Raw genomic sequence first — 21,036 nt, forward strand, 5'->3', positions numbered from 1 at the left:
TCCCGGCTCAGCCGGGTTTATCTGTGTGCATCGGTGTTCATCTGTGGTTGATTCTTTTTTGTTTTATTATTAAGGAAAAACCCCCCTGGCCCCCCTCACAAGGGGGGAAGGAATTGGAAGTTTCATGAAACGGTATGACGTCATTGTAATCGGGGCCGGGCACGCCGGCTGTGAGGCGGCGCTGGCTGCGGCGCGCATGGGATGCAGTACGCTCCTCCTCACGCTCAACCTCGACAACATCGCCCTCATGCCGTGCAACCCTGCGGTCGGCGGCGTCGGCAAGGGCCACATGGTGCGCGAGATCGATGCCCTGGGCGGCGAGATGGCGAAGGTCATCGACGCCACCGGCATCCAGTTCCGCATGCTCAACGCCTCGAAAGGCCCCGCCGTGCAGGGCAACCGCGCCCAGGCGGACAAGCACGCCTACAAAGCCGAGATGCGCCGCGTGCTGGAGGCGCAGGCGAACCTCGACATCGTCATGGAAGAAGCGGAAGAACTGCTGGTCGCCAACCATGTCATCCACGGACTCCGCACCGCCCAGGGCAACGAGTATTACGCCAAGGCGGTGATCATCACCACCGGCACCTTCTTAAAAGGCCGCATCCACATTGGCCTCGAGCATCACGCCGCCGGGCGCATGGGCGAACAGCCGTCGAACAAGCTCTCCGACTCCTTCCTCGCCTGCGGCTTCGAAGTGGGACGGCTGAAGACCGGCACGCCGCCGCGCATCCGGGCCGGCTCGATCGACTTCTCGGTGTGCGAGGTCCAGGACGGCGATCCCGACCCGCAACCGTTTTCGTTTTCCACGGAATCCGTCTCGCACCGGCCGCAGGTGCCGTGCCACATCACCTATACGAACGACCGCACGGCGGAAGTCATCCGCGCCAACATGGATAAGTCGCCGCTCTACAGCGGCGTCATCGAGGGCATCGGCCCGCGGTACTGTCCGTCGATCGAAGACAAACTGGTGAAGTTCCCCGACAAGGCGTCGCACCATATTTTCCTGGAGCCGGAGGGACTCGACACCGACTGGGTGTACCCGAACGGCATCTCCACCTGCCTGCCGCAGGAAATCCAGCAGGAGTTCGTGCGCACCATCCCGGGCCTCGAGCGGGCGGAGCTGGTGCGGCCGGGCTACGCGGTGGAATACGATTTCATCCCGCCGACGCAACTCAAACCGACGCTGGAGACCAAGCGCGTGTCAGGCCTGTTCCACGCCGGGCAGTTGAACGGCACGTCGGGTTATGAAGAAGCGGCGGCGCAGGGCCTGATGGCGGGCATCAACGCCGCGCTCAAAGTGCAGGGCAAACCGCCGTTCGTGCTGACGCGCATGGACGCCTACATCGGCGTGCTGATCGACGACCTCGTCACCAAGGGCACGCTGGAGCCGTACCGCATGTTCACCTCGCGCGCCGAGTACCGGTTGTTGCTCAGGCAGGACAACGCGGATCAACGCCTGATGGCGAAGGGCCACGCGCTGGGAATGGTCTCCGACGACACGCACACCGCGTGCGTCGAGCGCCACCGCAAAGTTGCGGCAGAGATCGACCGCCTGCGCACGACGACGGTCGTTCCGGACAAGCTGACCAAACCGAAGCTCGCCCGACTGGGCATTGGTAATCTGAAAGGGCCGACGCCCCTGAGCGGCCTCCTCACCCGGCCGGAGGTGACGCACGCGCAGTTGATGGAGGTGTTCGGCGATGGCGCGGACGCGGTCCCGGAGGCGGTGGCCAAACAGGTGGAGATCGAGGTCAAGTACGAGGCGTTCATCCAGCGGCAGAACCACCTGGTCGAAAAACAGAAGAAGCTCGAAAACTACGTCATCCCCAACGATCTTTCTTATGGCGACATCGCCGGGTTGTCGCGCGAAGAAGTGCAGAAGCTGGAGACCATCCGTCCGGCGACGCTCGGCCAGGCGTCGCGCATCTCGGGCGTCACCCCCTCTGCGGTGAGCCTGCTCATGCTGTTGCTGGAGCGGCGCTCGCGCGGGCTCCACGGCTCCGCCGAAACCACCAACGCCCCCGCGGCGTAACGATTCCCCACACCATGCAACCACCGCACACCGATTCGGTTCAATGGATCCTGGAAGTCGAGCCGAAGGACATCGCCTACATCGTCGGCATCTTCGAAGCCTGCGACAACCTCGCCGTGGTGCGCACACTCGATCCCAGGCGCGGGCACATCGAGCTCATGATCGCGCCGGATTTCGAAAGCGACGTCGAAGGCGTGGTGGACGCCCTTTCCAAAGAAATCCCCGTGCAGGTATTGTCGCGCTGACCGGACTGCGGCCGGGGGCGGATGGCTACTGCCCGGTGGGCGAACGATGGTCCGTGGGCGCATTCCCAATACAAGACATTGCCTCCGGGTGTGACTCGATCCCCCGTTGTAAAGGGGGTTAGGGGGATGCTTCCGCTGTTATCCTGAGCGTCAGCGAAGGATCTCGATGCCCGAAGTTTCGTCGCAGTGTCCTCCTTCGCTAACGCTCAGGATGACAAACCGAAAATGAAAAAGCCCCCCAGCCCCCTTCGGAGAAGGGGAAGCCCACCGGTTTACACCCTCGGATCCCCGTTCACCGGGAAACACACGAGCCACCGGCATCCCATGCCATTAGGAATGGCATTCTCCCTTTGCATCTTTCTCCCAACTGGCCAATAATGCCTTCAACGACGGGGGGCTTTTTTTGGAAAAACCGACCCGCAGAATCATTCCGCCCTTGATGGGCATGACGGCGCTGGGCCTCGGCCTGTATTTCCTGGCGCGCCTTTACCTCGACGACTTTCCCCGCAACATCAATGTCTACTGGGATTACTTCTGGCTGAACTGGCAGGTCATGCTGATCGCATCCTGCTGGATTTCCGCGTACGGCCTGCTCCTTCCCCGGCTCTGGGGATGGTTCTTTGCGCAATTGACGCTGGTGGTTTTCTATTTCGGCTACGTGTACCTGAAGATGGTGTTTCTGGGGGTGCGGGGGATGGAATGGTTCTACCTTTTTCATTTCACGGTCTTCGCCGCCGCCATCGCGTTTCTTCAGCATCCCGACATCTATACCCGCTTCATCGATGAGACGGTGAAGCTGAAACGGCCGCGGCGCCATTTGAGGAACGTGGGTCTGACCATCCTGTTCGTGGGCCTGGTGCCCATGGTCACGGGATTCGTCGTGGCGCTGAACTTTCCGCAAATGAAAACCTCCCCGGTGGCTGGAGTGCGCACGCCTTTGAACGCCACACCCTTCCTCCTGCCGATGGGATATCGCATCCTGCTCCCCGAAGGTACGCGAATGGTCGATGTGTTTCACGTCCGCATGGACTCTGAAACTTTCCGCACGCAAAGACAGAACATTTTGAAGCAGGGTTTCCTTCATTACGACTTCACCCTGCGTGCAATGGCGTTGCAGACCCCGGACGGGACGCAGGTTTTTCTGCAGGACAGGACGTTTGTGCAAAGCCTGCTGGGTTCCCTGTCCGCGGCATCGTACTTCCATCACCTCAACTACAAGGCCACCGAACTGGAGCTCGGCCGCAAATGGCATGAGGAACGCATGGGCCTGCTGTTCGTGATGGAACGCGGGCTGGAGCTGGACTTCCAGTTCCGCCTGCGCTCGGAAAAAAAAGCCCGGCATATTCCGGGCGACCAGCTGGACCTGTTCACCGAATCGTACGTGGTGCAGAAAGGGGAGAGGAGAAAGCGGGTCCAGTTGTTTCACGTGTACCGCCGGGGCCTGACTGCAGGGGGAGGCATGTTCACCGGACCGGTTACGGATTCATTCAACGACCTTCTGGGGTCGATCGCCATCACCGGGACGGGGCATCCCGCGGCGGAAGAGTATTATCGGAGAGGGGTGGATGCCTTGCTGGCAAACCGCGTGGCCGAGGCGGGCCTTGCCCTGGGATCGGCCCTGTTCCTGTTTGATGCCGACCCGCGCTACCACACCCTGTTCGCGCACTACCAGCTTTCATGGCCCGGGGGCGTCACGCAGGAGACCTTCGACCGTGCCGTGCTGCACCTGCAGCAGGCGCTCAATCTGGACCCGGATTTCGAACCCGCCTGGCAAATGGCGGAGAACCTGGGTTTGCGTGTGCGCGCCGACTGAAATGCGATCTTTTCGGATCAGTAACTGACGAGGGAATAGACGGGCAGGTTTTTCATTTTGTCGCGGCCTCCCAGAAACGACAGCTCCATCAGGAACGTCACCTCCACCAGTTCGCATTTGAAATTGTCCGTCAACAACTCCAGCACCGCCTCCATGGTGCCGCCGGTGGCGAGCACGTCGTCGATCACGAGCACCTTGTTGCCCGGGTCGATGGCATCCTGGTGCACCTCGAGGGTGTCGGTGCCGTATTCCAGGTCGTAGGTTTTGCTGAACGTCTTGAAGGGAAGCTTGCCGGGTTTGCGGATCATGACGCAACCCGCACCGATGGCGTAGGCCACGGCAGCGGCGAACACGAAACCGCGCGCCTCCACGCCGACCACGGTGTCGATACCATGGTTGGCATACCGCTCCTTCCACATTTCGATGACACGGTTGAAGGTGTCGGAATGATTGAGAAGCGGCGAGATGTCCTTGAAGACGATGCCCTCCTTGGGAAAGTCCGGGATGTCGCGGATGTATTCTTTGATTTCCTTCATGCCGTGGTGTCTCCTCTCGTTCGACGGGCGATGTGGTTCTGGGTGGGTGTCACTCAAATGCCGCAGGATTGTAGCCCATTCAGGGCAGATATAACAGGGGGTCTTTGGGATGCGTGTCGTTACGCACTTCAAAATGAAGGTGCGGACCGGAAGCGCGGCCGGTGGCGCCGACCTTGGCGATGATCTGCCCCTTCGTCACCTTCTGTCCCTTCTTCACCAGGTTCTGGGAGTTGTGCGCGTACACTGTGGTGAGATGGTTCGGGTGCTTGATGATCACCATGCGTCCGTATCCCGTGGGACCCCAGCCGGAAAACTTGACCAGTCCGTCGGCAGCGGCGAACACCGGTGTGCCGGAACTCGCACCAATGTCGATGCCTTCATGCGTGCTGCGTCCGCGCGGACCGAACCGGGATGTGATGACGCCGTTCACCGGCCAGATGAGGTACTTGGAAAACGCCTTGCGCGCCACGCGTTTGTCGGTGGGTTTGCGTTTGCGCGAGGCGGTGCGCTGTTTGCGCTGGGATTTTTTTTCGGCGTAACCCACCGTCGGGGGCACGTGTTTCACGGAGTCGACACCGGGAATCCACAAATGCCGTCCGGCGCGCAGTTGGGTGGGATCCTCCAACCCGTTAACGCGCATGAGCACCCGCACCTTCACCCCGTAGGCCTGCGAGATGGAATACAGCGTCTGCCCCTTGGACACGGTGTGGTACACGCCCTGCGGCCCGGGATAGCGCCAGGCGTCCAGCACACTGCAACTGGTCAGAAACAGCACGGCGGCCAGAAGGGCCGCCCATTTCAATAAACGGATTGGGGCCATGACGCAGGCTGACTTTATAAGTAATTGAAAACACTAAAATTATACCACCAGCCTTTAGGGAGTCAAGACGCTTTCCCTGCTTTACAAGCCGCTCGATATTCTGTATATATGAGAAACAGGCATTGACCTGATTCCTCAAACCCTCTGTCCGGCCGGGTTCCCGGTTATTCCGTATCGTGTCTCACCGTTTTTTCCTGTTTTTCGCTGTATTCGCCCTGGTGTGGGTCCCCTTGTCCGCCTGCGATTCCGGTCCGCGCGCCAAGGACCCGGATCCCTTCCACATGCCCACCATGTACGACGTGGGTAAAAAGCCGGCGATGATCATCGCCCACGACATGAACGGCGACGATTTTCCCGACATCCTGGTGGCCAATTCGCAGGACAACAACATCATGTTTTTCGAAGGACGCGGCGACGGCACCTTCAAGGACCCGTTCACCATGGACACCGGGCGCGAACCGATGGCGCTGGCGGCGGAGGATTTCAACGGCGACGGCATCGCCGACATCGCAGTGTGCAACTACGGCGACGGCAACATACAGGTTTTCCTGGGCCAGAAAGACGGCGTGTTCAAAAACGCGGGCACGGTGAAAGCGGGCAAGCTGCCGATCAACATCGCCACCGGCGATTTCAACAACGACCGCAAGATCGATCTCGTGGTCTCGCTCCGTTTTGACAAACTGATCATCTTTCTCGGCAACGGGGACGGGACTTTCAAACTGGCGGAGGCCTACAAGGCGCACAGCCTGCCGGTGCGCGTGGTGGTGGGCGATTACGACAATGACAACAACCAGGACCTCGCCGTCGCGTTCAACGGGGTTAAGGCCGATTACATCCGCATCTTTTTCGGGAACGGCAACGGCACCTTCCTGCCGCCGAAAACCATACGCGGAGGGCATCAGGCCACCTACATCGAGCAGGCGGACATGAACAAGGACGGCAACATGGACCTCATCGTGTCCAGCCCCACCACGGACAGCCTGACCTTGTTTTTAGGCGACGGCAAAGGCGGGTTCCGTCCGACCGAAGAGTTCGCGGCGGAGAAGGGTCCGCGCCACATCATTCCCGGCGAGTTTTCCGGTGACGGCGTGCCGGACCTGCTGATCCTCAACGAACGGGACAACTCGGTGAGCCTTCTGCAGGGACGCGGCGACGGCACCTTCATCTATCCTCATTTCAACTACCCCGTCGGCAGGCACCCGTGGGCCATTGCCGGAAGCGACTTCAACAAGGACGGCATGAAAGACGTCGCCATCATCCTCTACGACAACGCCATCCTGGAAATCCTGATGCGCAAGATCCCCGCGCGCAACATCCAGTCCTGACCGGGCACAACCCGGTTAGACATGGCCCGGCCGGAGACGCTTCGTTTGGGCATGGTCCGTTCCACCCGACCCCTCCTCAACCCACGTCAATAATTGTTTTCGGAATCCGGTTCTTCCGGCGAAGGCGGGGTTTGTGTGTCCGGTATGGCGTAGGCACCGTCCAGCCACTTACCCAGATCGGCCAGCCGGCAACGCTCGGAGCAGAACGGAAAAAACGCATTGCCCTCTTTCTCCGTTCTCTTTCTGCAGGTGGGGCATTTGAGGAATGAAGCGCTCACAATAAGTCAGTCCATGACAAAGTTCAGGGTGTTGTGATTCCACCGTCAAGTGTGCCGCAAGTTTCCATTGCCGTGCAACCCCGGGCCTTTCCGGATTCAGTCACCCCCCCTCCCTGAAGCCAATCCCTCCAACCAAGAAAATCATTAAAAATCAATCAGTTAAAATTCTTTTTCGGTTTACATGAACACTAAACCTTTGTATAGTAATGCATTATAATTTTCCGCACCGCGAATTGACCATATTTCATTGAATTATTTAAACTTAGCTGCCTGACGACGGTGGCTTGGCAGGCCTCACCGCCAGCCAGACAGAACCTTTTGGAACCGCAGACATGGGCCAACCGCACGAACTGGATTCATACCAACTGCTGGACGCACTGTCTTCAGGCAAACTGAATTCCGAAAGCCACGACGTGCCGGATCCCGGTTGCGCGGAAGCCGAGCTTCCAACCGCTCCTGCGACTCCGCGCCCCCGCCGACGCCAGACGTACCCGGAGTTTTTCGGTTTCACCGAGAAGCCGTTCGACCTGACCCCCAACCCGGATTACCTGTACCTGCCGCACCGCCACAAGGACATGCTGGCGGCACTCTTGATGGGCCTTGAAGAAGGCAAGGGGTTTTTGAAAATCACCGGCGAGCCCGGCACGGGCAAGACCACGCTGTGCAAAAGTTTTCTGAAAAACCTGAAAGGCCCCTACCGCTTCGCCTGCATCCACATTCCGGCGGAGGACGGCATCGAACTCCTGCAATCACTCAACCAGCAGTTCGGCCTGCCCGCCGATTCCACCAGCAAAAAGGAGCTGGTTCGTGAATTGTCGCAGTTTTTACTGGCCGAGTACCGGGCCGGACGCCGGACGGCGATTTTGATCGACGAGGCGCAGAATCTTTCAGCCCCGGTATGGGAGGAGATCCGGCTGCTGTCGAACCTGGAAACAGAAACGGACAAACTGATCCAGTTCATTTTGCTCGGCCAACCCGCACTCGACCACTTTTTATCGAAAGCCGAATGGAAGTCGGTGCGCCAGCGCATCGCCCTGCAACGCGTGTGGACCCCGTTCAACCTCGAGGAGACGCGGGGCTACATTCGCTACCGCCTCCAGCGCGCAGGCGGCAAGGGCAAGGTGCTGATCGACGACCGCGCATTCGACAACGTGTACCGTTTTTCCAAGGGCGTGCCGCGCATGATCAACGCCCTCATGGACCGCGCCCTGACCCTCGCCCACAACGAGCGCACGAAAAAAATTCCGGCAAAACTCATTCGACAGGCGGCGGACGACCTTGGCGGACTGGACCGGGAGCCGTCGTTCCTGCACAAATGCGTGAAGGCGGTCCTGGGATTGATCCTGCTCGCTCTCGTTGCCGGAGCGGGATTGTTTTACGCCGTGCGTGACCAGGTGGACTGGCGTCCGGCGTGGGGCTTCGACCTCGATCCCGTGATCCAGCACAACCTGATGAATCCCCGGCGTGCGGGCAAGCTGGAATCGTTGACACCACCCCCCGCCACACTGAACGCTCCCGCCGGGCCGCCTCTGGTGACGCCTTCCGGCGCGTACCGGGTGGTGCATGCGGGCCAGCTTCACGGTTACTTTTCCACAATGACAGGCGAGGAAAGCAAAGCCTACGCGCAGCGGTGGATGCTGAAAACCTGGGGCATCACACTGGAGACCATTGCGGAACTGAGGCAGGCGGGCTGGGCGAACCTGCAATCGGAGCACCACCTGCAAACGCTTCCTTTAAACGCCAACCTGGAACGCCTGACCGCGCTGAACTATCCGGCGCTCATCACCCTCGACCTGGGAGAGACTACGGGACGGCACCGCGTGGCCTACCTCGGTCGCATCGGCAACATCGGCCTGTTTGGTGCGAAGGGATTGTTGCAGGTCCCCCTGACCTTCATCGATCCCGTCTGGGACCGCAAGGCGGAAATCGTGTGGAAAAATTTTGAGAACCTGCCGGAGTCGCTCGGCCGCAACGACGAAGGTGAGACGGTGCTGTGGCTGCAGGCGCAGCTGAAAGCGCTGGGATTTTTCAACAAGCCCGACGCGCCGCAGTTCGGTCCGCTGACGGAAAAAGCCGTCGAGCGTTTTCAGCAGGCCCACCGGCTGGAAGTGACCGGACGCCTCGACCTCGAAACACAGGCCCTGCTTTACAGCAAGCTCACCACCTATCCGACCCCTGGCCTGGCAGGAAAGTAATCACAGCCGGACCCACCCGAGTCATCCAGCACGCAGCTTCTTCATTTGTTTTATCTTTCCGGAAAAATAAACCGGGAAGGATCCTGGGTTACCCTTCCTCAACCCTCCCCCGTAACAGGAGGGGATTGAGAAGGAAATCCGGGTGAGATTTAAAGGCAGGGGTCAGGGTTTGATGTAAAGATAACCCTGCTCCTGCAGGTCGGCGATGCGTTTCACCGCCACCGGGTGTTCGGTGGGAATGAACCCGGCCACAAGCCTGTCCAAAGGACGGCCGAACAGTTTCATCGATACCTGGCACATCTCCGGCTCCACGCCCATGTCCATTACCGACTTCAGTTTTGCTTTCAGTTCGGGGTCGACGTCGTCGCGGTCGAACAGCATCAACGCCGGACCGTGCACGACGACCTTGATGTCGATTTTGTCCATCCCGCCTTCCGCCTCGATGTGTTTTTTCACCAGGGCCATGGCGTACTTGGCGACCGCCACATCGTTGCCGTCGATGTGGTACAGCACCTTCAGTTTGCCGTCGGGGGTGCGGTGCTTGCCCGTTTCCGCCTGTGCGGCAAATGCGGATCCAAACAGCAGAAGCCCCGCCAAAAACAAGGAGCCGAGGTAAAACCGTGCCGATGTGTTGATTCCGTGCATGTCGAAATCTCCAGATGAGTGTGGGATGATACGCCCATTTGGGCGTGTAGTCCCCCTTCTTTTGCTTACCTCAATTGTATCACCCCACGCGGAGGCAAATGCAATCAGGATTTGGGGATGGACGGCAGGTCGTTGAAAGAAATGGTGGTTCCGGGGCGGGCGTGTTCCAGGAGCAGGTCGATGACCTGGCGGATGGCGGCGACGTGGTACTTGCGTTCGGGCATGCCGTCGAAATGCGGGTCGTCCACTTCGAGGGTGATGGCGCCGGGCTGGGTGTAGTTCAGGTAAAACGCACCCAGCGGCCGGAACTGCTCCAGCGGCTGGTCGTTTCCTCCGGAATTGACGATGACCATGTGGACGTCGGTGCCGGGAGTGGTGAACACCTCGAACAGGCCCCCCCGGGTCACGTTGTGGTGGTGGCAGTAATTCAGGATGCGATGAATGTCCGCGATCGTCGTTTCTTTATATACTTCATGCATGGAGTGGCCTTTGCGATATACTGGGATTATGCGGGGCGCGGTTCCGCTTTTCAATTTTAAAAGCCTTATCCGGGAATATCCATGGTCCTGTTCGGATCGGAGGCCATCCTCGAGTGGTCGCTTGAAGGGCGCAACCGCAAAAACGCGGCAACGCTCATCAAGAATATCTGCCGCGTGGCGGCGCAGGGAAGCGGCTCGGTGCCGCTCGACCCGTTTCTGCAAATCCTCGAATTCAGCTCCAGGGACATTCAAAAATTCACCTCCCAGCGCGGCCGGATCGACATCCAGTGCCCCAAGGGGCCACAGGGCAAGCTGGAAGGCACCTTCCTCAATCGCGGTCAGCCCATGCAGGATACCATCCCTCGGATGGAGATGACGGAAGCGACGATGAAAATTCAACGCGTCGTGAAGGGCCGATTTTTCGCAAAGGACAACCTGCTTCGCCTGACCGACATCCAGGGCATGGCAATACAGAAAGCATTCCTCAAACAGAAAAACGGTGAATCCATGGGCATGTCGTTCCAGGTGGAGCGGCTGTTGCTGAAACCCACTTCCCTCGCCATCTTCTAGTCCCGCTTCCTTTATCGCAACCCCTTACCTTGCCTGAATCCGCACGCCCTGAAGTGTGATACCTTGAAAGTATCTCATCAACCTGTGAACGCGCGAGATCGATCATGGAAGACACCATTCAGAACATACTGAACAAGATCAAGGAACTCGAAGGACAACTCCAGCAGGAAATCGAAACCCGGCAGGAAAAGTTCTATTACCACATCAAGCGCAAACGCGTGTATTTCGAACAACAGGTTCGCCAACAGCACAAGCTGTTGATGAAAACCATTTACCGCTACCTTCACGACGCGCGCATCATGTCGGTGGTCACCGCACCGGTCATTTACTCTCTCATATTTCCGGCCATTTTTATGGACTTGATGGTGTCCGTTTACCAGGCCATCTGTTTTCCGGTGTACGGCATACCCAAGGTGAAGCGGTCGGACTACATCGTCATCGACCGTCACTACCTGCGCTACCTGAACGGCATCGAAAAAATCAACTGCATGTACTGCGGTTACTTCAACGGGCTCGTGGCCTATGCGCGGGAAATCGCGGCGCGCACCGAACAGCACTGGTGCCCCATCAAGCACGCGCGCAAGGTCAAGGACCTGCACAACCGGTACAAATTCTTTCTGGACTATGGCGACGGCAACAGCTACCGCGAGCACATCGAGAAAGTGCGGCGGGATTACAGCGATTTGGAATGAGTCCATGAAAGGAACCGCCGGTTTGGCGGTCCCTTGGTGGGGGGGGGTTCGGCAATTCTTCCTGAGGACGCTTTTGTGAGGGAGAAGAAGAACTGCCGAACCGTCTGGATAAATAAATGACCCCCGGTCCCCTCTTCCAGGCTCCACGAGGAGCCTGTGGCTGACATGACGCGATGCAGGAGGAGAGGGCCGGGATAACGGCCCCTTGCGGAGCCGCCCTGGGATCACCGGGCATGATCCGACGCGGGGGTCAATCTTTGTCCGAGTGAATGCAGACAATCGTACGTACTGGGGAACACGTTTTCCGGCGAGATCACGTTGGGCACCATTTTCATTTTCTTCATCATCTCCAGCGGCTGGTTTTGGGCGCCCGCCATCAACACTTCGATGTTCTGGTCGTTCAACTCGCGCACCATGTCCTCCATGGCGAACAGGCCGGTCTGGTCGATGTAGGGAACGCGGTCCATATCCAGGATCACGCAACGCGTGTTTTTGAGGCCGCGGATTTTTTGCGTCAATGTTCGTGCGAAGCCGAAAAAGATGGGGCCTGTCACCGTTTTGATGTACACCTGCTCGGATACCTCCGCCAGCGAATGAAAATGCCTGCCGTCCCCGTTTCCGTTGAAATTCAGTTTCAGGTCATTGAGCGGCGCCAGTGACGTCTGTTTGCGGCCCAGGTCGCTCATGGTTTTCATGAACACCACGCAGGAGATGCCCATGCCCACCGCCACCGCTTCGATCAGGTCCACGAAAACGGTGAGCAGGAACACGGTCACAAGCACGAAGGAGGCCGAGCGCGGCATGGCGGCCAAATGCTTGAGTCCCTTGTAATCGATGATGTCCAGGCCCACCGTCATCAGGATGCCGGCGAGCACCGGGATCGGGATGTACTGGGCATAGGCCCCGAGCCCCAGGAGCACCATCATAAGAAATCCCGCCGAGATCATGCCGGACAGGTTGGTGCGTCCGCCGGTGTTGATATTGACCAGGGTGGACATGGTGGTGCCCGCCCCGACGATGCCGCCCAGCGCGCCGGACAGCATGTTGCCGCAACCCTGGCCGATCAATTCGCGGTTGCTGTCGTGCTGGGTGCGGGTTTTGGTGTCGGCGATGACGGAAGTGAGCAGGGAATCGATCGCTCCCAGCCCGGCCAGTGTCAACGCGGGAATGAAGATCATCGACAGATGCGATGCATTGATGCCGGTCAGTTCGTCCAGTTTGAGCGAGGGCAGGCCCTGCGGGATATCGCCGATGATCGGCACGGACCATCCCATCAGCGCCGTGGCCAGGGTCCCGACAATCAAGGCCACCAGGGTGCTGGGCACCGACTGGGTCACCCGCGGGAACAGGTAAATGATGGCCATGGTCATGGTGGCCAGGGCCACCGCCGCCAAGTTCGCGTCGGGAATGGCGCCGGGAAACTGGCTGAGCACCAGCAGCACGTTCTTGGGCGACTCCAGACCCATGAACGGGAACAACTCGACAATGATGAGGATGACCCCGATGCCGGTCATGAAGCCGGAGATCACCGGATAGGGCATGTATTGAATGAAACTGCCGATGCGAAAGACACCGAGCAGGATCTGGATCAGCCCCGCCAGCATGAAAATGGCGATGATCAATCCCAGCCCGGCTGCCAGGCTTCCGGTCTGGTCGATCACCCGGGCGATGATGAGCGCGCTGACGACGGTCATCGGTCCGGTCGGGGTGCTGATCAGGGTCTGCGTGCCGCCGAACGCGGCGGAGAGCAGCCCCAGCGCGATGGCGCAGTACAATCCCGCGGTCGCACCCAGACCCGATTGCACACCAAACGCCAGCGCAAGGGGAAGCGTCACTACGCCTGCAGTGATGCCGCCGAATATGTCGCCTCGTAAATTCTGCGTTTTACTCTGAAAAAACCCCTTCAATTGTTCCTTAAAAGACCCGGCTTCCTGCTTGAATTCCATCTCTGTTCCATTAGCCTTCATATCCGTCTCACCCATCTTTGGAGGTTCCCTGCCTCACCCGGTTCCCCTTCGGCCGGAAACCCCGATGTGTTCCATGCTGGTTACTCTATATAAGAAAGCGATTTTAAAATATCCTCAAAACTGCAAAATACAGGGGGAATTGCTTCGAATGACGGATTGAATTTATTCGAGTGGGGCTTCGTTGGTTTTTGAAAGTGGGTCAGCTTTTGCGAGGAGACAGCCCCGTCCTGAACGCCAGAACAGTCAGGCCGGAGTGCATTTAAATATTTGACTTGATTATTCGTTCTCTGCTAAATACCGGACCATGCATTTTCAAAACGTCATCATGAAGTTGAACGAATACTGGACCTCCCGAGGCTGTGTCCTGCATCAACCCTACGACACCGAGGCCGGTGCGGGCACGTTCAATCCCGCCACCTTCTTCCGCGTGCTGGGGCCGGAACCGTTCCGCGCGGCGTACGTGGAGCCATCGCGGCGGCCGACCGACGGACGCTACGGCGAAAACCCCAACCGCCTGCAACACTACTACCAGTACCAGGTCATCCTGAAACCCTCGCCGGAAGACGTGCAGGAACAGTATCTCGGAAGCCTGCGCGCGCTGGGGATCGATCCCCTGCAACACGACATCCGCTTCGTCGAGGACGACTGGGAGTCGCCGACCCTGGGTGCGTGGGGACTGGGATGGGAGGTGTGGCTGGACGGCATGGAGATCACGCAGTTCACTTACTTCCAGCAGGTGGGGAGCCTCGACCTCGAACCGGTGACGGTGGAGCTGACCTACGGGCTGGAACGGATCACCATGTACCTGCAGAACATCGACAACGTATACGACCTGCAGTGGAACGACGCGTTCACCTACGGCGACATCCACCTGGAAACGGAAAAACAGTTTTCGCGCTACAACTTTGAAGCATCGAGCAAGGAACGCCTGTTCCAGTGGTTCGACATGTACGAGGCGGAAGCGCGGGCGCTGCTGGAGCAGGACCTGGTTCTGCCCGCCTACGACTACACCCTCAAGTGTTCGCACACTTTCAACCTGCTCGACGCGCGCGGCGCCATCAGCGTCACCGAGCGCACGGGGTTCATCGGCCGCGTGAGGAAACTTGCCCGCCTGTGCGCGGAAGGTTACGTGCGCCAGCGCGAGGAAATGGGATTCCCCCTTTTGCGCGGGGCGGAGGCCTCCATCCCCTCCAAGGCATAAAAAAACCGGACCGGAGAGGATCCGGCCCGGTGGGCAGAGCAAGATGGTGCCGAAGAGAGGATTTGAACCTCCACGGGGTCGCCCCCACATGATCCTGAATCATGCGTGTCTACCAATTCCACCACTTCGGCATGTTCATTTTGAGCAGGTAAAATAGCATAACGCCCTGGGAAATGGAATGCTAATTTCACTGCCGGAAGCGGTCGCCAAGGAGTCTGCAACCGGCGCAGGCCCCTGCTTCGGACGCTGTCCGCGCCCACGGACCCTCGTTGGCCCGCAGGGCATCAGCCATCTGCCTCCGGACGCAGTCCGGGCCACGCCCGCTAGACTTCTTCTTCCATTTCGACGAGGTTCTTGACGGAGATGTGGTCGTGCAGGATGAAATAGATGCCCCCCACCATGACCACGATGAAGTTGAGCCCCCAGGCGACGAAGCCGAAACTCACCGCCGCCACCTCCGGCTCGTTCATGATTTCGTGGAGCGCAATCAGGACCCCGGCGTTCAGCGACCCCAGAAACGCGGGCGTCGGCAGGATGGTGATGAAGATGCAGATCATCACCGTGAGCAGGATGGTGGAAGCGAGCGTTTTTTCATTCAGGTCGTAGGCGAAGTAAAGAGGGTAATACTGCAGGATGACCAGCGCCCACACCGCCGCCGTCGCCACGAACACCCACATCAGGGAGCGAAGGCTCTTGACCACATGCAACCCCTGGCTGAACGTTTCCGCCATCTGCACGATCTTGTACTGGAATGTTTCCGGAAACGGTTTCATGAACCAGTGCACCAGTTTCATGGCGCGCTCTTCGTGGTAGATCAACAGGTAAATAAACACCACCAGCCCCACCACCAGCACCACGCTCGCCAGCCCGAACTGGAAGGCCAGGGTCTGAACGGGGATACCCGACCAGGCGATGTTCGCGCCCAGCATGTCGGCATGGAACACCAGCAGCCACGCAAACAACATGAGAAGCAGAACCATGTCGAACAGGCGCTCGACAACGATGGTAGCCAGCGCGCTGGCGAACGACATGTTCAACTTCTTGCCCAGCAAAAAAGCCCGGATCAATTCCCCGGCGCGTGCCGGCAGGACGCCCGCCATGAAACCCACCATCAGCGGCGAGCCCAGTTCGATGGTCCGCACTTCCTTCACCGGAGTGAGCAGAACGCGCCAGCGCACGGCCCGCGCGACATAGGTGAGGATCATCATCAACGCGGAGATGGCCAGGTAGCCGTAATGCACGTTGGCGAAGGAGTCGAGCAACTCCTGCATCGAGACGTTGCGCACGGTGTAATACACCGCCGCAACGGCCACCAGCATGCCGATGATCAGTTGACCGGATCGTTTCAAAACGTGTGCCTGGCGAGAATGGATTTGACGGTTTCGATGTCTTTTTCGATCTGCATCACAAGCTCTTCCGCATTGGCGAATTCCTTTTCGCCGCGGATGCGCGCGATGAACTGGACTTCGAGGTCGATGCCGTAGATCTCCTGGTGAAAATCGAAGATGTGCACTTCGACGCTCAGCCGGTCGCGGTGGAACGTCGGATTGAATCCGATGTTGGCCGCGCCGTCATACTCTTTCTGATTGTGGATGATGCGAACGGCATAGACGCCGGTGCCGGGAATCTGCACCTTGCTGGTGTCGAGGTTCGCCGTCGGAAAACCGATGCGCTGGCCGGTTTTGTAGCCGTGCACCACCGGACCGTGGATGGAATAGTAACGGCCAAGGAACTGCCGTGCTTCCTCCACCTGCCCGTCCTCGATCAATTCCCGCACGTGGGAACTGCTCACCCGCTGGCCGTTGATGCGGATCTCCTCGATCACGTGCACGGCGAAGCCGAACTCCTCTCCCATTTTCTGCAGGTACGTCAGCGTGCCTTCGCGCCCGCGGCCAAAAGCGTAGTCGTAGCCGACCACGATCTCCTTCGACCCCAGCAGGTCCACCAGGATGTCCTTGGCGAAGTCGCGGGGACGCTGGTCGGCGAACTGCTGTGTGAAATCGGCGCACACCACCTCGTCGATGCCGCATTGCTCGATCAACTCCATCTTCTGGCGGAAGGTGGTGAGGAGCGGCGGCGCTTTTTCCGGCGCGAGGATTTTTAAAGGGTGCGGCTCGAAGGTGAACACCATCGCCGCCCCCTGTTTCTCCCTGGCGATTTCCGCCACCCTGCGGAAAATGAGCTGATGCCCCAGGTGCACCCCGTCAAAGTTGCCCAGCGCCACCACCGGGTGCGGCAACGGGCCTTTGAAGTGCTTGGTCCCTCGAGTGATTTTCATGAAAGGCGTTTCGGGTGATTCGGATTGCGCATCGGCTGGATTCGGAGCCACCGGTTCCCAGTCTGGGAAGGAATGGGTACAGGTTAGCCAAGTCCCGGGGGTGTGTCAAATTCCGGGTCCGGCGGCCACGGGCAAGCCCGATTGTCTTTTCTTGCCGCCCCCCACGGAGTCTGATAAGATCGAATCATACCAGAATCCTTTTTTTTGGAAACCCTTATGTTCGATATCGGTTTTTTTGAGATCATGATTCTCATGGGCATCGGCATGTTCATCATTGGACCGGCCAACCTGCCCCGTCTCGCCAAGGCCATCGGTAAAGGCTGGGGCGAATTTCAGCGCACCTTTAATGAACTCAAGCAGGAAGTGCTGGACGAAACCGAAACCGTCAAGCAAACGGCCAACATGCAGGAGTTGGAACAGGAAGTCTCCGCCGCCACCAAGGTGGACGTCGACGTCAACCTGGATACCGACATCCGGCCCAACGACAACTGATCTCCCGCGCTGGCCGCGGAGCCAACAGTGTGTACCTGGAAACGCTTTTCAGGCCGTCGCTCGCTCATTAATTAGCAGCCGGTTGCATCGGACGCGGTCCATGCCACGTTGGACGTGACGCAAACGGAGTGTATTTGGATTGCGCTCCCGGACCATCGGCACAACCACCGGGCAGTCGCCAATTTGCCGCGGGCCACGCCCCCCATCCGGGCCGTTTATGCTGAGCACACCTTCACTCCATCCATTTTTGTCGCATTTTCCGGTGGCACTGGCTGCGGCCGGACTGCTCATGATGGGGTTCGCCAAACGGCGCAACGACACACAGATGGTGCAGGCCGCCGCGTTCAACTTCAGCGCCGCGTTGTTGATGGGGGTGATGGCGATCTTCTCCGGCCTGTTCGCCGTGGACCTCGGCCAGTGGCCGGTGGTGGAAGTCGAAGGCCACCAGGGCTATTCCTTCGCCTTCGTCATTGTCACCATCATCTGCACCATTTACGCCTACACCAACGCCTTGTCGCGCAACGCTTTCTTTTTTTACATCGCCAACGTGCTTCTGATGGGCGCCACCGCCTACAGCGGCTACCTGCTGGTGTTTCACTCCACCAGCGGCTGATCGCCCGAAGGCAGGCCGAATCGGTGCACCAGTTCGCCGCCGTAGTAACCCGTCGCCAGCGTGGTGCACAGTCCCACCGCCAATAACAACAGATACAAACCGTCCGCCCAGGCTCTGGAACGGAAGCGGTAGCAGACCATGCCCAGGGCGTACACGCTCGCCGTGGTGAAAGCGAACAGGATGTGTGAGCTTAAAAACGAGCGGAATTTGTCCTGCACTTCCAGGTCAAGCAGTCCCAGCAAACCCACCGCCACCGCGACAAGCAACGCCCAGAACCCGAACTGCACGTTGAAGCGCCCGGCGCGCTCCGCCACCGGTTCCTTCTGCAGGCGGCCGTACAACTCCAGAACGCTCCCGCTGGTGAGCAGGGCCACAGGGAAATGCACGATCAAAGGATGCACCAGCGCGAAGTTCATGATGATGAAGAATTGGGAGGGGCGTGCAGGCGGCGGAACAGTTCGCCCAGCACCACCCCCGCCGCCACCGACACGTTGAGCGATTGAATCGTATCTTCGCCGGGAATGCGCACCACCCGGTCGCAACGCCCGCGCACGCGTTTCGACAACCCCTCGCGTTCGCCGCCCAGCACCAGCACACAGGGAAATGGAATGTCGGCCTCGTAGAGGGATTCCTTCGCCTCCGGGTCGGTGCCCAGCACAAACACGCCTTTGCCCTTGAGATCGCGCAGGCCGGAGGCGAGGTCGGCGCAGTCGTACACCGGCACCACTTCCAGTGCGCCTTCCGCCGTGCGCGCCGTGGAGGAAGCCACTGCCACCTGTCGTTGTTCCTTGTCCAGCAGAACCCCGCGCACCCCGAAGTAGCCGCACGAACGAAGCACCGCACCGACATTGTGGGTGTTGGCCACGCCGTCGAAGGCGACGCCGATCCAGTCGTGGTGCACCGGCTTCTCCAGCAGTTTGTAGAGGGAGAGCGCATGAAGCGGGCGCGTGACCATCACCACCCCCTCGTGATGCACACCGCCCGCAGCGCGGTTCAGCGAGTCGTCGTCCAGTTCGCGATACGGCAGTTTGCGTTTCGCGCACCACTGTTTGACGCGGTACAACGCCTTCGAGCGGTCCTTGTGATAGTACAGGCGAAGCAGGTCCTCCGGCCGTTCCTCGAACGCGCGCATGCAGGCGTTCCAGCCGCACAGGGTCCATTCGCGTTCCTTGACGGGAATGTGCTTTTTTTTCGGCGGCGTTTTGCGGCGCGGGTTTTGATCGCGTGGAGTGGAGGGGTTGCGGGCGGTCACGGATGGAACCTCAAAAAAAGAAAATGGACGCCGCCTGCCGGTCAGCGCATGCGGGTGAGCTTGACCAGCCGCTGGTTCATGTCGTCCAGCCGGCGGATCAACACTTCAATCACCTGGTTCTTGATTTTCAAATGAAGTGCCGGGCTGATTTTTTTTAACAGGATGTCATCGACCTTGAACACGATACCCTCATCGTCCGCCACCACGTTGCTGTAACGTTTGCGGCGCGATTTGAGGCTGACTTCACCGAACAGGTCGCCGGGGTTCAGGTGCGCGAGAAAAATGTCTTCCGGCTTGATGACGCTGAACGTGCCCTTGACGATGACGAAGAAGCCGTAATCCGTCTCACCGACACGCACCACACACTCGCCAGGTTTCACGAATTTCCAGTGGTCCTTGAACGAGTACAGGTGCGCCCGCTCTTCCGAATCCATGAACTGGAAAAAGTTGTTTGCCTCCACCCAGTGTTGCAGGTTCGCCTGATCCATCGTCACCCCTCCCCCATGATGACCTGCAACTCAATGACCAAGACTCGGCAGGTCCATTTTTAACCGTGCCCCCCCATCATGAAAGCCTCCGCCTCGTCGAACTTCGGCCTGGGCAGGTGCGCCACTTTACGAAAAAAGATCTCGCCCTCCGTCAACACCTGGCGCACCGTGGGCAGTGAAAACATCATACCGCGAAACGCCGCGGCCCCGGGATAGCCGTACGCCATCCACACCGCCAGCTTGCGCAGGTACAACAACGTCCGGCGCATGTCGTACACCGGCTCCAGCATTTCGTGAAAACGGTGCAGCAGCTCGATCGGCGTCGGCGACAACGTGTCTCCCAACTCACCTGTGCATTCTTTGAAAATCCACGGATCGCGCAAAGCCCCGCGGCCGATCATCACCGCATCGACGCCGCTTTCCTCGAGCAATTGCCGGGCGCGGTCGGCACTGCGGATGTCGCCGTTGCCGATGATGGGGATACCGGTGTTGCGTTTGACGTCGGCAATCAACTCCCAGTCGGCCTGCCCGCTGTACCCCTGCTGGCGCGTGCGTCCGTGGATGGCCACCCACTGGCACCCGGCCTGCTTTGCGGCGTCCACGCATTCATGGATGGTGAGCTCTTCATGACTCCATCCCGTCCTCATCTTCACTGTGAGCGGCAGGTCGATGTTGGTGCGGATGTGCTGGAGAAAAACAAACAGCTTTTCCGGATCGCGCATCAGCGCCGACCCGCATCCTTTCTTCACCACCTTCTTCACCGGGCACCCGAGGTTGATGTCGATGAAGTCCGCTCCCTGATCCTTCACCTGCGGCGCGACGCGGACGTAGTCGTCGGCATCCTCGCCGAACAACTGAATTCCCACCAGGGTGCCGGGGTTTTCGTGGACGCGGATCATCTTCGCCGTGCGTTCCGAGCTGTAAACCAGTCCCTTCGCCGACACCAGCTCCGAGATCAGCACACCCGCGCCCATCTCATCCATCAGGTGACGGTAGCAGAGGTCGGTGATGCCGGACATCGGCGCCATCCAGTACGGATTGCGCATCCGCTTGATCAGCGTATACGCGGTTTCCGCAGCGGCCAACGTCGTCGGATTTTGCTTCGGTGCGTTCAT

22 protein-coding genes and 1 tRNA gene are annotated in these 21,036 nt (G+C 59.3%); 10 read left to right on the plus strand and 13 right to left on the minus strand.

Going from position 1 to position 21,036, the window contains the following annotated elements; all coding sequences use genetic code 11:
• The first annotated feature begins 124 nt into the window (after positions 1-124).
• The 3 genes from mnmG (at position 125) to ACTRXA_RS08470 (ending at position 4,090) form a co-directional block, all read left to right on the plus strand.
• A complete protein-coding gene (gene mnmG, locus ACTRXA_RS08460) occupies positions 125-2,032 on the plus strand; it encodes a tRNA uridine-5-carboxymethylaminomethyl(34) synthesis enzyme MnmG (protein ID WP_442426773.1) in 1,908 nt (635 codons plus the stop codon).
• Positions 2,033-2,046: 14 nt separating this feature from the next.
• Complete coding sequence (locus ACTRXA_RS08465; protein WP_442426774.1) at positions 2,047-2,277, plus strand: DUF4911 domain-containing protein; 231 nt, start codon at positions 2,047-2,049, stop codon at positions 2,275-2,277.
• 403 nt (positions 2,278-2,680) lie between these two features.
• Positions 2,681-4,090 (plus strand): hypothetical protein, encoded by a 1,410-nt coding sequence (locus ACTRXA_RS08470; protein ID WP_442426775.1) that lies wholly within the window; start codon positions 2,681-2,683, stop codon positions 4,088-4,090.
• Between the two features lie 17 nt (positions 4,091-4,107).
• Here the strand turns inward: ACTRXA_RS08470 and ACTRXA_RS08475 are convergent, their stop codons facing one another.
• The gene (locus tag ACTRXA_RS08475) at positions 4,108-4,626 is read right to left on the minus strand and encodes an adenine phosphoribosyltransferase (protein ID WP_442426776.1); all 519 of its coding nucleotides are present in this window, start codon (positions 4,624-4,626) and stop codon (positions 4,108-4,110) included.
• 79 nt (positions 4,627-4,705) lie between these two features.
• Entirely contained in the window at positions 4,706-5,446 is a 741-nt protein-coding gene (locus ACTRXA_RS08480) for a LysM peptidoglycan-binding domain-containing M23 family metallopeptidase (RefSeq protein WP_442426777.1), read from the minus strand.
• Positions 5,447-5,622: 176 nt separating this feature from the next.
• Between ACTRXA_RS08480 and ACTRXA_RS08485 the strand changes: the two genes are divergently transcribed.
• Positions 5,623-6,771, plus strand: coding sequence for an FG-GAP repeat domain-containing protein (locus ACTRXA_RS08485; RefSeq protein WP_442426778.1), 1,149 nt, complete (start codon positions 5,623-5,625; stop codon positions 6,769-6,771).
• Between the two features lie 86 nt (positions 6,772-6,857).
• Here the strand turns inward: ACTRXA_RS08485 and ACTRXA_RS08490 are convergent, their stop codons facing one another.
• Positions 6,858-7,049 (minus strand): DNA gyrase inhibitor YacG, encoded by a 192-nt coding sequence (locus ACTRXA_RS08490; protein WP_442426779.1) that lies wholly within the window; start codon positions 7,047-7,049, stop codon positions 6,858-6,860.
• A gap of 332 nt (positions 7,050-7,381) precedes the next feature.
• On the opposite strand from ACTRXA_RS08490, the gene ACTRXA_RS08495 reads away from it, so the two are divergent.
• The gene (locus ACTRXA_RS08495; protein WP_442426780.1) at positions 7,382-9,244 is read left to right on the plus strand and encodes an ExeA family protein; all 1,863 of its coding nucleotides are present in this window, start codon (positions 7,382-7,384) and stop codon (positions 9,242-9,244) included.
• Between the two features lie 162 nt (positions 9,245-9,406).
• On the opposite strand, the gene ACTRXA_RS08500 is transcribed toward ACTRXA_RS08495, so the two are convergent.
• Together ACTRXA_RS08500 and ACTRXA_RS08505 are read right to left on the minus strand one after the other, a co-directional pair.
• Positions 9,407-9,889, minus strand: coding sequence for a DsrE family protein (locus ACTRXA_RS08500; protein ID WP_442426781.1), 483 nt, complete (start codon positions 9,887-9,889; stop codon positions 9,407-9,409).
• A 104-nt stretch (positions 9,890-9,993) separates the two neighbouring features.
• Positions 9,994-10,368, minus strand: a complete 375-nt coding sequence (locus ACTRXA_RS08505; RefSeq protein ID WP_442426782.1) for a hypothetical protein — start codon at positions 10,366-10,368, stop codon at positions 9,994-9,996.
• An 81-nt stretch (positions 10,369-10,449) separates the two neighbouring features.
• Between ACTRXA_RS08505 and ACTRXA_RS08510 the strand changes: the two genes are divergently transcribed.
• Together ACTRXA_RS08510 and ACTRXA_RS08515 are read left to right on the plus strand one after the other, a co-directional pair.
• A complete protein-coding gene (locus ACTRXA_RS08510) occupies positions 10,450-10,938 on the plus strand; it encodes a hypothetical protein (RefSeq protein WP_442426783.1) in 489 nt (162 codons plus the stop codon).
• A gap of 104 nt (positions 10,939-11,042) precedes the next feature.
• The gene (locus tag ACTRXA_RS08515; protein ID WP_442426784.1) at positions 11,043-11,630 is read left to right on the plus strand and encodes a hypothetical protein; all 588 of its coding nucleotides are present in this window, start codon (positions 11,043-11,045) and stop codon (positions 11,628-11,630) included.
• Between the two features lie 224 nt (positions 11,631-11,854).
• Here ACTRXA_RS08515 and ACTRXA_RS08520 read toward each other — a convergent pair whose 3' ends face one another.
• A complete protein-coding gene (locus ACTRXA_RS08520) occupies positions 11,855-13,612 on the minus strand; it encodes a SulP family inorganic anion transporter (protein WP_442426785.1) in 1,758 nt (585 codons plus the stop codon).
• Positions 13,613-13,901: 289 nt separating this feature from the next.
• Between ACTRXA_RS08520 and glyQ the strand changes: the two genes are divergently transcribed.
• Positions 13,902-14,798: a glycine--tRNA ligase subunit alpha gene (glyQ, locus tag ACTRXA_RS08525; protein WP_442426786.1), complete on the plus strand. Its 897-nt coding sequence runs from the start codon at positions 13,902-13,904 to the stop codon at positions 14,796-14,798.
• A 44-nt stretch (positions 14,799-14,842) separates the two neighbouring features.
• On the opposite strand, the gene ACTRXA_RS08530 is transcribed toward glyQ, so the two are convergent.
• The 3 genes from ACTRXA_RS08530 to ACTRXA_RS08540 form a co-directional block, all read right to left on the minus strand.
• A tRNA-Leu gene (locus tag ACTRXA_RS08530) sits at positions 14,843-14,929 on the minus strand.
• Positions 14,930-15,121: 192 nt separating this feature from the next.
• The gene (locus ACTRXA_RS08535; protein WP_442426787.1) at positions 15,122-16,147 is read right to left on the minus strand and encodes a lysylphosphatidylglycerol synthase transmembrane domain-containing protein; all 1,026 of its coding nucleotides are present in this window, start codon (positions 16,145-16,147) and stop codon (positions 15,122-15,124) included.
• Positions 16,144-17,076, minus strand: coding sequence for a bifunctional riboflavin kinase/FAD synthetase (locus ACTRXA_RS08540; protein WP_442426788.1), 933 nt, complete (start codon positions 17,074-17,076; stop codon positions 16,144-16,146). Before ACTRXA_RS08540 ends, ACTRXA_RS08535 begins: the two co-directional genes overlap by 4 nt.
• A gap of 216 nt (positions 17,077-17,292) precedes the next feature.
• On the opposite strand from ACTRXA_RS08540, the gene ACTRXA_RS08545 reads away from it, so the two are divergent.
• Both ACTRXA_RS08545 and ACTRXA_RS08550 read left to right on the plus strand, forming a co-directional pair.
• A complete protein-coding gene (locus tag ACTRXA_RS08545) occupies positions 17,293-17,568 on the plus strand; it encodes a Sec-independent protein translocase subunit TatA/TatB (RefSeq protein ID WP_042250531.1) in 276 nt (91 codons plus the stop codon).
• A gap of 217 nt (positions 17,569-17,785) precedes the next feature.
• Positions 17,786-18,181: a hypothetical protein gene (locus ACTRXA_RS08550; RefSeq protein WP_442426789.1), complete on the plus strand. Its 396-nt coding sequence runs from the start codon at positions 17,786-17,788 to the stop codon at positions 18,179-18,181.
• On the opposite strand, the gene ACTRXA_RS08555 is transcribed toward ACTRXA_RS08550, so the two are convergent.
• From ACTRXA_RS08555 to ACTRXA_RS08570, 4 genes are read right to left on the minus strand one after another with little or no spacing between them, the layout of a single operon-like run.
• The gene (locus ACTRXA_RS08555) at positions 18,163-18,597 is read right to left on the minus strand and encodes a DUF2231 domain-containing protein (protein ID WP_442426790.1); all 435 of its coding nucleotides are present in this window, start codon (positions 18,595-18,597) and stop codon (positions 18,163-18,165) included. The genes ACTRXA_RS08550 and ACTRXA_RS08555 overlap by 19 nt on opposite strands.
• A complete protein-coding gene (locus ACTRXA_RS08560; RefSeq protein WP_442426791.1) occupies positions 18,594-19,433 on the minus strand; it encodes a TrmH family RNA methyltransferase in 840 nt (279 codons plus the stop codon). Before ACTRXA_RS08560 ends, ACTRXA_RS08555 begins: the two co-directional genes overlap by 4 nt.
• 41 nt (positions 19,434-19,474) lie before the next feature.
• Entirely contained in the window at positions 19,475-19,921 is a 447-nt protein-coding gene (locus ACTRXA_RS08565; protein WP_442426792.1) for a cyclic nucleotide-binding domain-containing protein, read from the minus strand.
• Between the two features lie 59 nt (positions 19,922-19,980).
• Positions 19,981-21,036 carry a tRNA dihydrouridine synthase gene (locus tag ACTRXA_RS08570; protein WP_442426793.1) on the minus strand — a complete coding sequence of 352 codons (1,056 nt, stop codon included), beginning with the start codon at positions 21,034-21,036 and terminating at the stop codon, positions 19,981-19,983.

The sequence above is a fragment of the Nitrospina sp. P1_D6 genome, assembly GCF_052156615.1.
GTDB lineage: Bacteria > Nitrospinota > Nitrospinia > Nitrospinales > Nitrospinaceae > Nitrospina.

Bases quoted from the DNA above. Each gene is read 5' to 3' on its own strand.
- ACTRXA_RS08550 (WP_442426789.1), top strand. From the start codon at position 17,786: ATGCTGAGCACACCTTCACTCCATCCATTTTTGTCGCATTTTCCGGTG.
- ACTRXA_RS08495 (WP_442426780.1), top strand. From the start codon at position 7,382: ATGGGCCAACCGCACGAACTGGATTCATACCAACTGCTGGACGCACTG.
- ACTRXA_RS08475 (WP_442426776.1), bottom strand. From the start codon at position 4,626: ATGAAGGAAATCAAAGAATACATCCGCGACATCCCGGACTTTCCCAAG.
- glyQ (WP_442426786.1), top strand. From the start codon at position 13,902: ATGCATTTTCAAAACGTCATCATGAAGTTGAACGAATACTGGACCTCC.
- ACTRXA_RS08500 (WP_442426781.1), bottom strand. From the start codon at position 9,889: ATGCACGGAATCAACACATCGGCACGGTTTTACCTCGGCTCCTTGTTT.
- ACTRXA_RS08515 (WP_442426784.1), top strand. From the start codon at position 11,043: ATGGAAGACACCATTCAGAACATACTGAACAAGATCAAGGAACTCGAA.
- ACTRXA_RS08510 (WP_442426783.1), top strand. From the start codon at position 10,450: ATGGTCCTGTTCGGATCGGAGGCCATCCTCGAGTGGTCGCTTGAAGGG.
- ACTRXA_RS08480 (WP_442426777.1), bottom strand. From the start codon at position 5,446: ATGGCCCCAATCCGTTTATTGAAATGGGCGGCCCTTCTGGCCGCCGTG.
- ACTRXA_RS08465 (WP_442426774.1), top strand. From the start codon at position 2,047: ATGCAACCACCGCACACCGATTCGGTTCAATGGATCCTGGAAGTCGAG.
- mnmG (WP_442426773.1), top strand. From the start codon at position 125: ATGAAACGGTATGACGTCATTGTAATCGGGGCCGGGCACGCCGGCTGT.
- ACTRXA_RS08545 (WP_042250531.1), top strand. From the start codon at position 17,293: ATGTTCGATATCGGTTTTTTTGAGATCATGATTCTCATGGGCATCGGC.
- ACTRXA_RS08520 (WP_442426785.1), bottom strand. From the start codon at position 13,612: ATGGGTGAGACGGATATGAAGGCTAATGGAACAGAGATGGAATTCAAG.
- ACTRXA_RS08570 (WP_442426793.1), bottom strand. From the start codon at position 21,036: ATGAACGCACCGAAGCAAAATCCGACGACGTTGGCCGCTGCGGAAACC.
- ACTRXA_RS08565 (WP_442426792.1), bottom strand. From the start codon at position 19,921: ATGGATCAGGCGAACCTGCAACACTGGGTGGAGGCAAACAACTTTTTC.
- ACTRXA_RS08555 (WP_442426790.1), bottom strand. From the start codon at position 18,597: ATGAACTTCGCGCTGGTGCATCCTTTGATCGTGCATTTCCCTGTGGCC.
- ACTRXA_RS08540 (WP_442426788.1), bottom strand. From the start codon at position 17,076: ATGAAAATCACTCGAGGGACCAAGCACTTCAAAGGCCCGTTGCCGCAC.
- ACTRXA_RS08505 (WP_442426782.1), bottom strand. From the start codon at position 10,368: ATGCATGAAGTATATAAAGAAACGACGATCGCGGACATTCATCGCATC.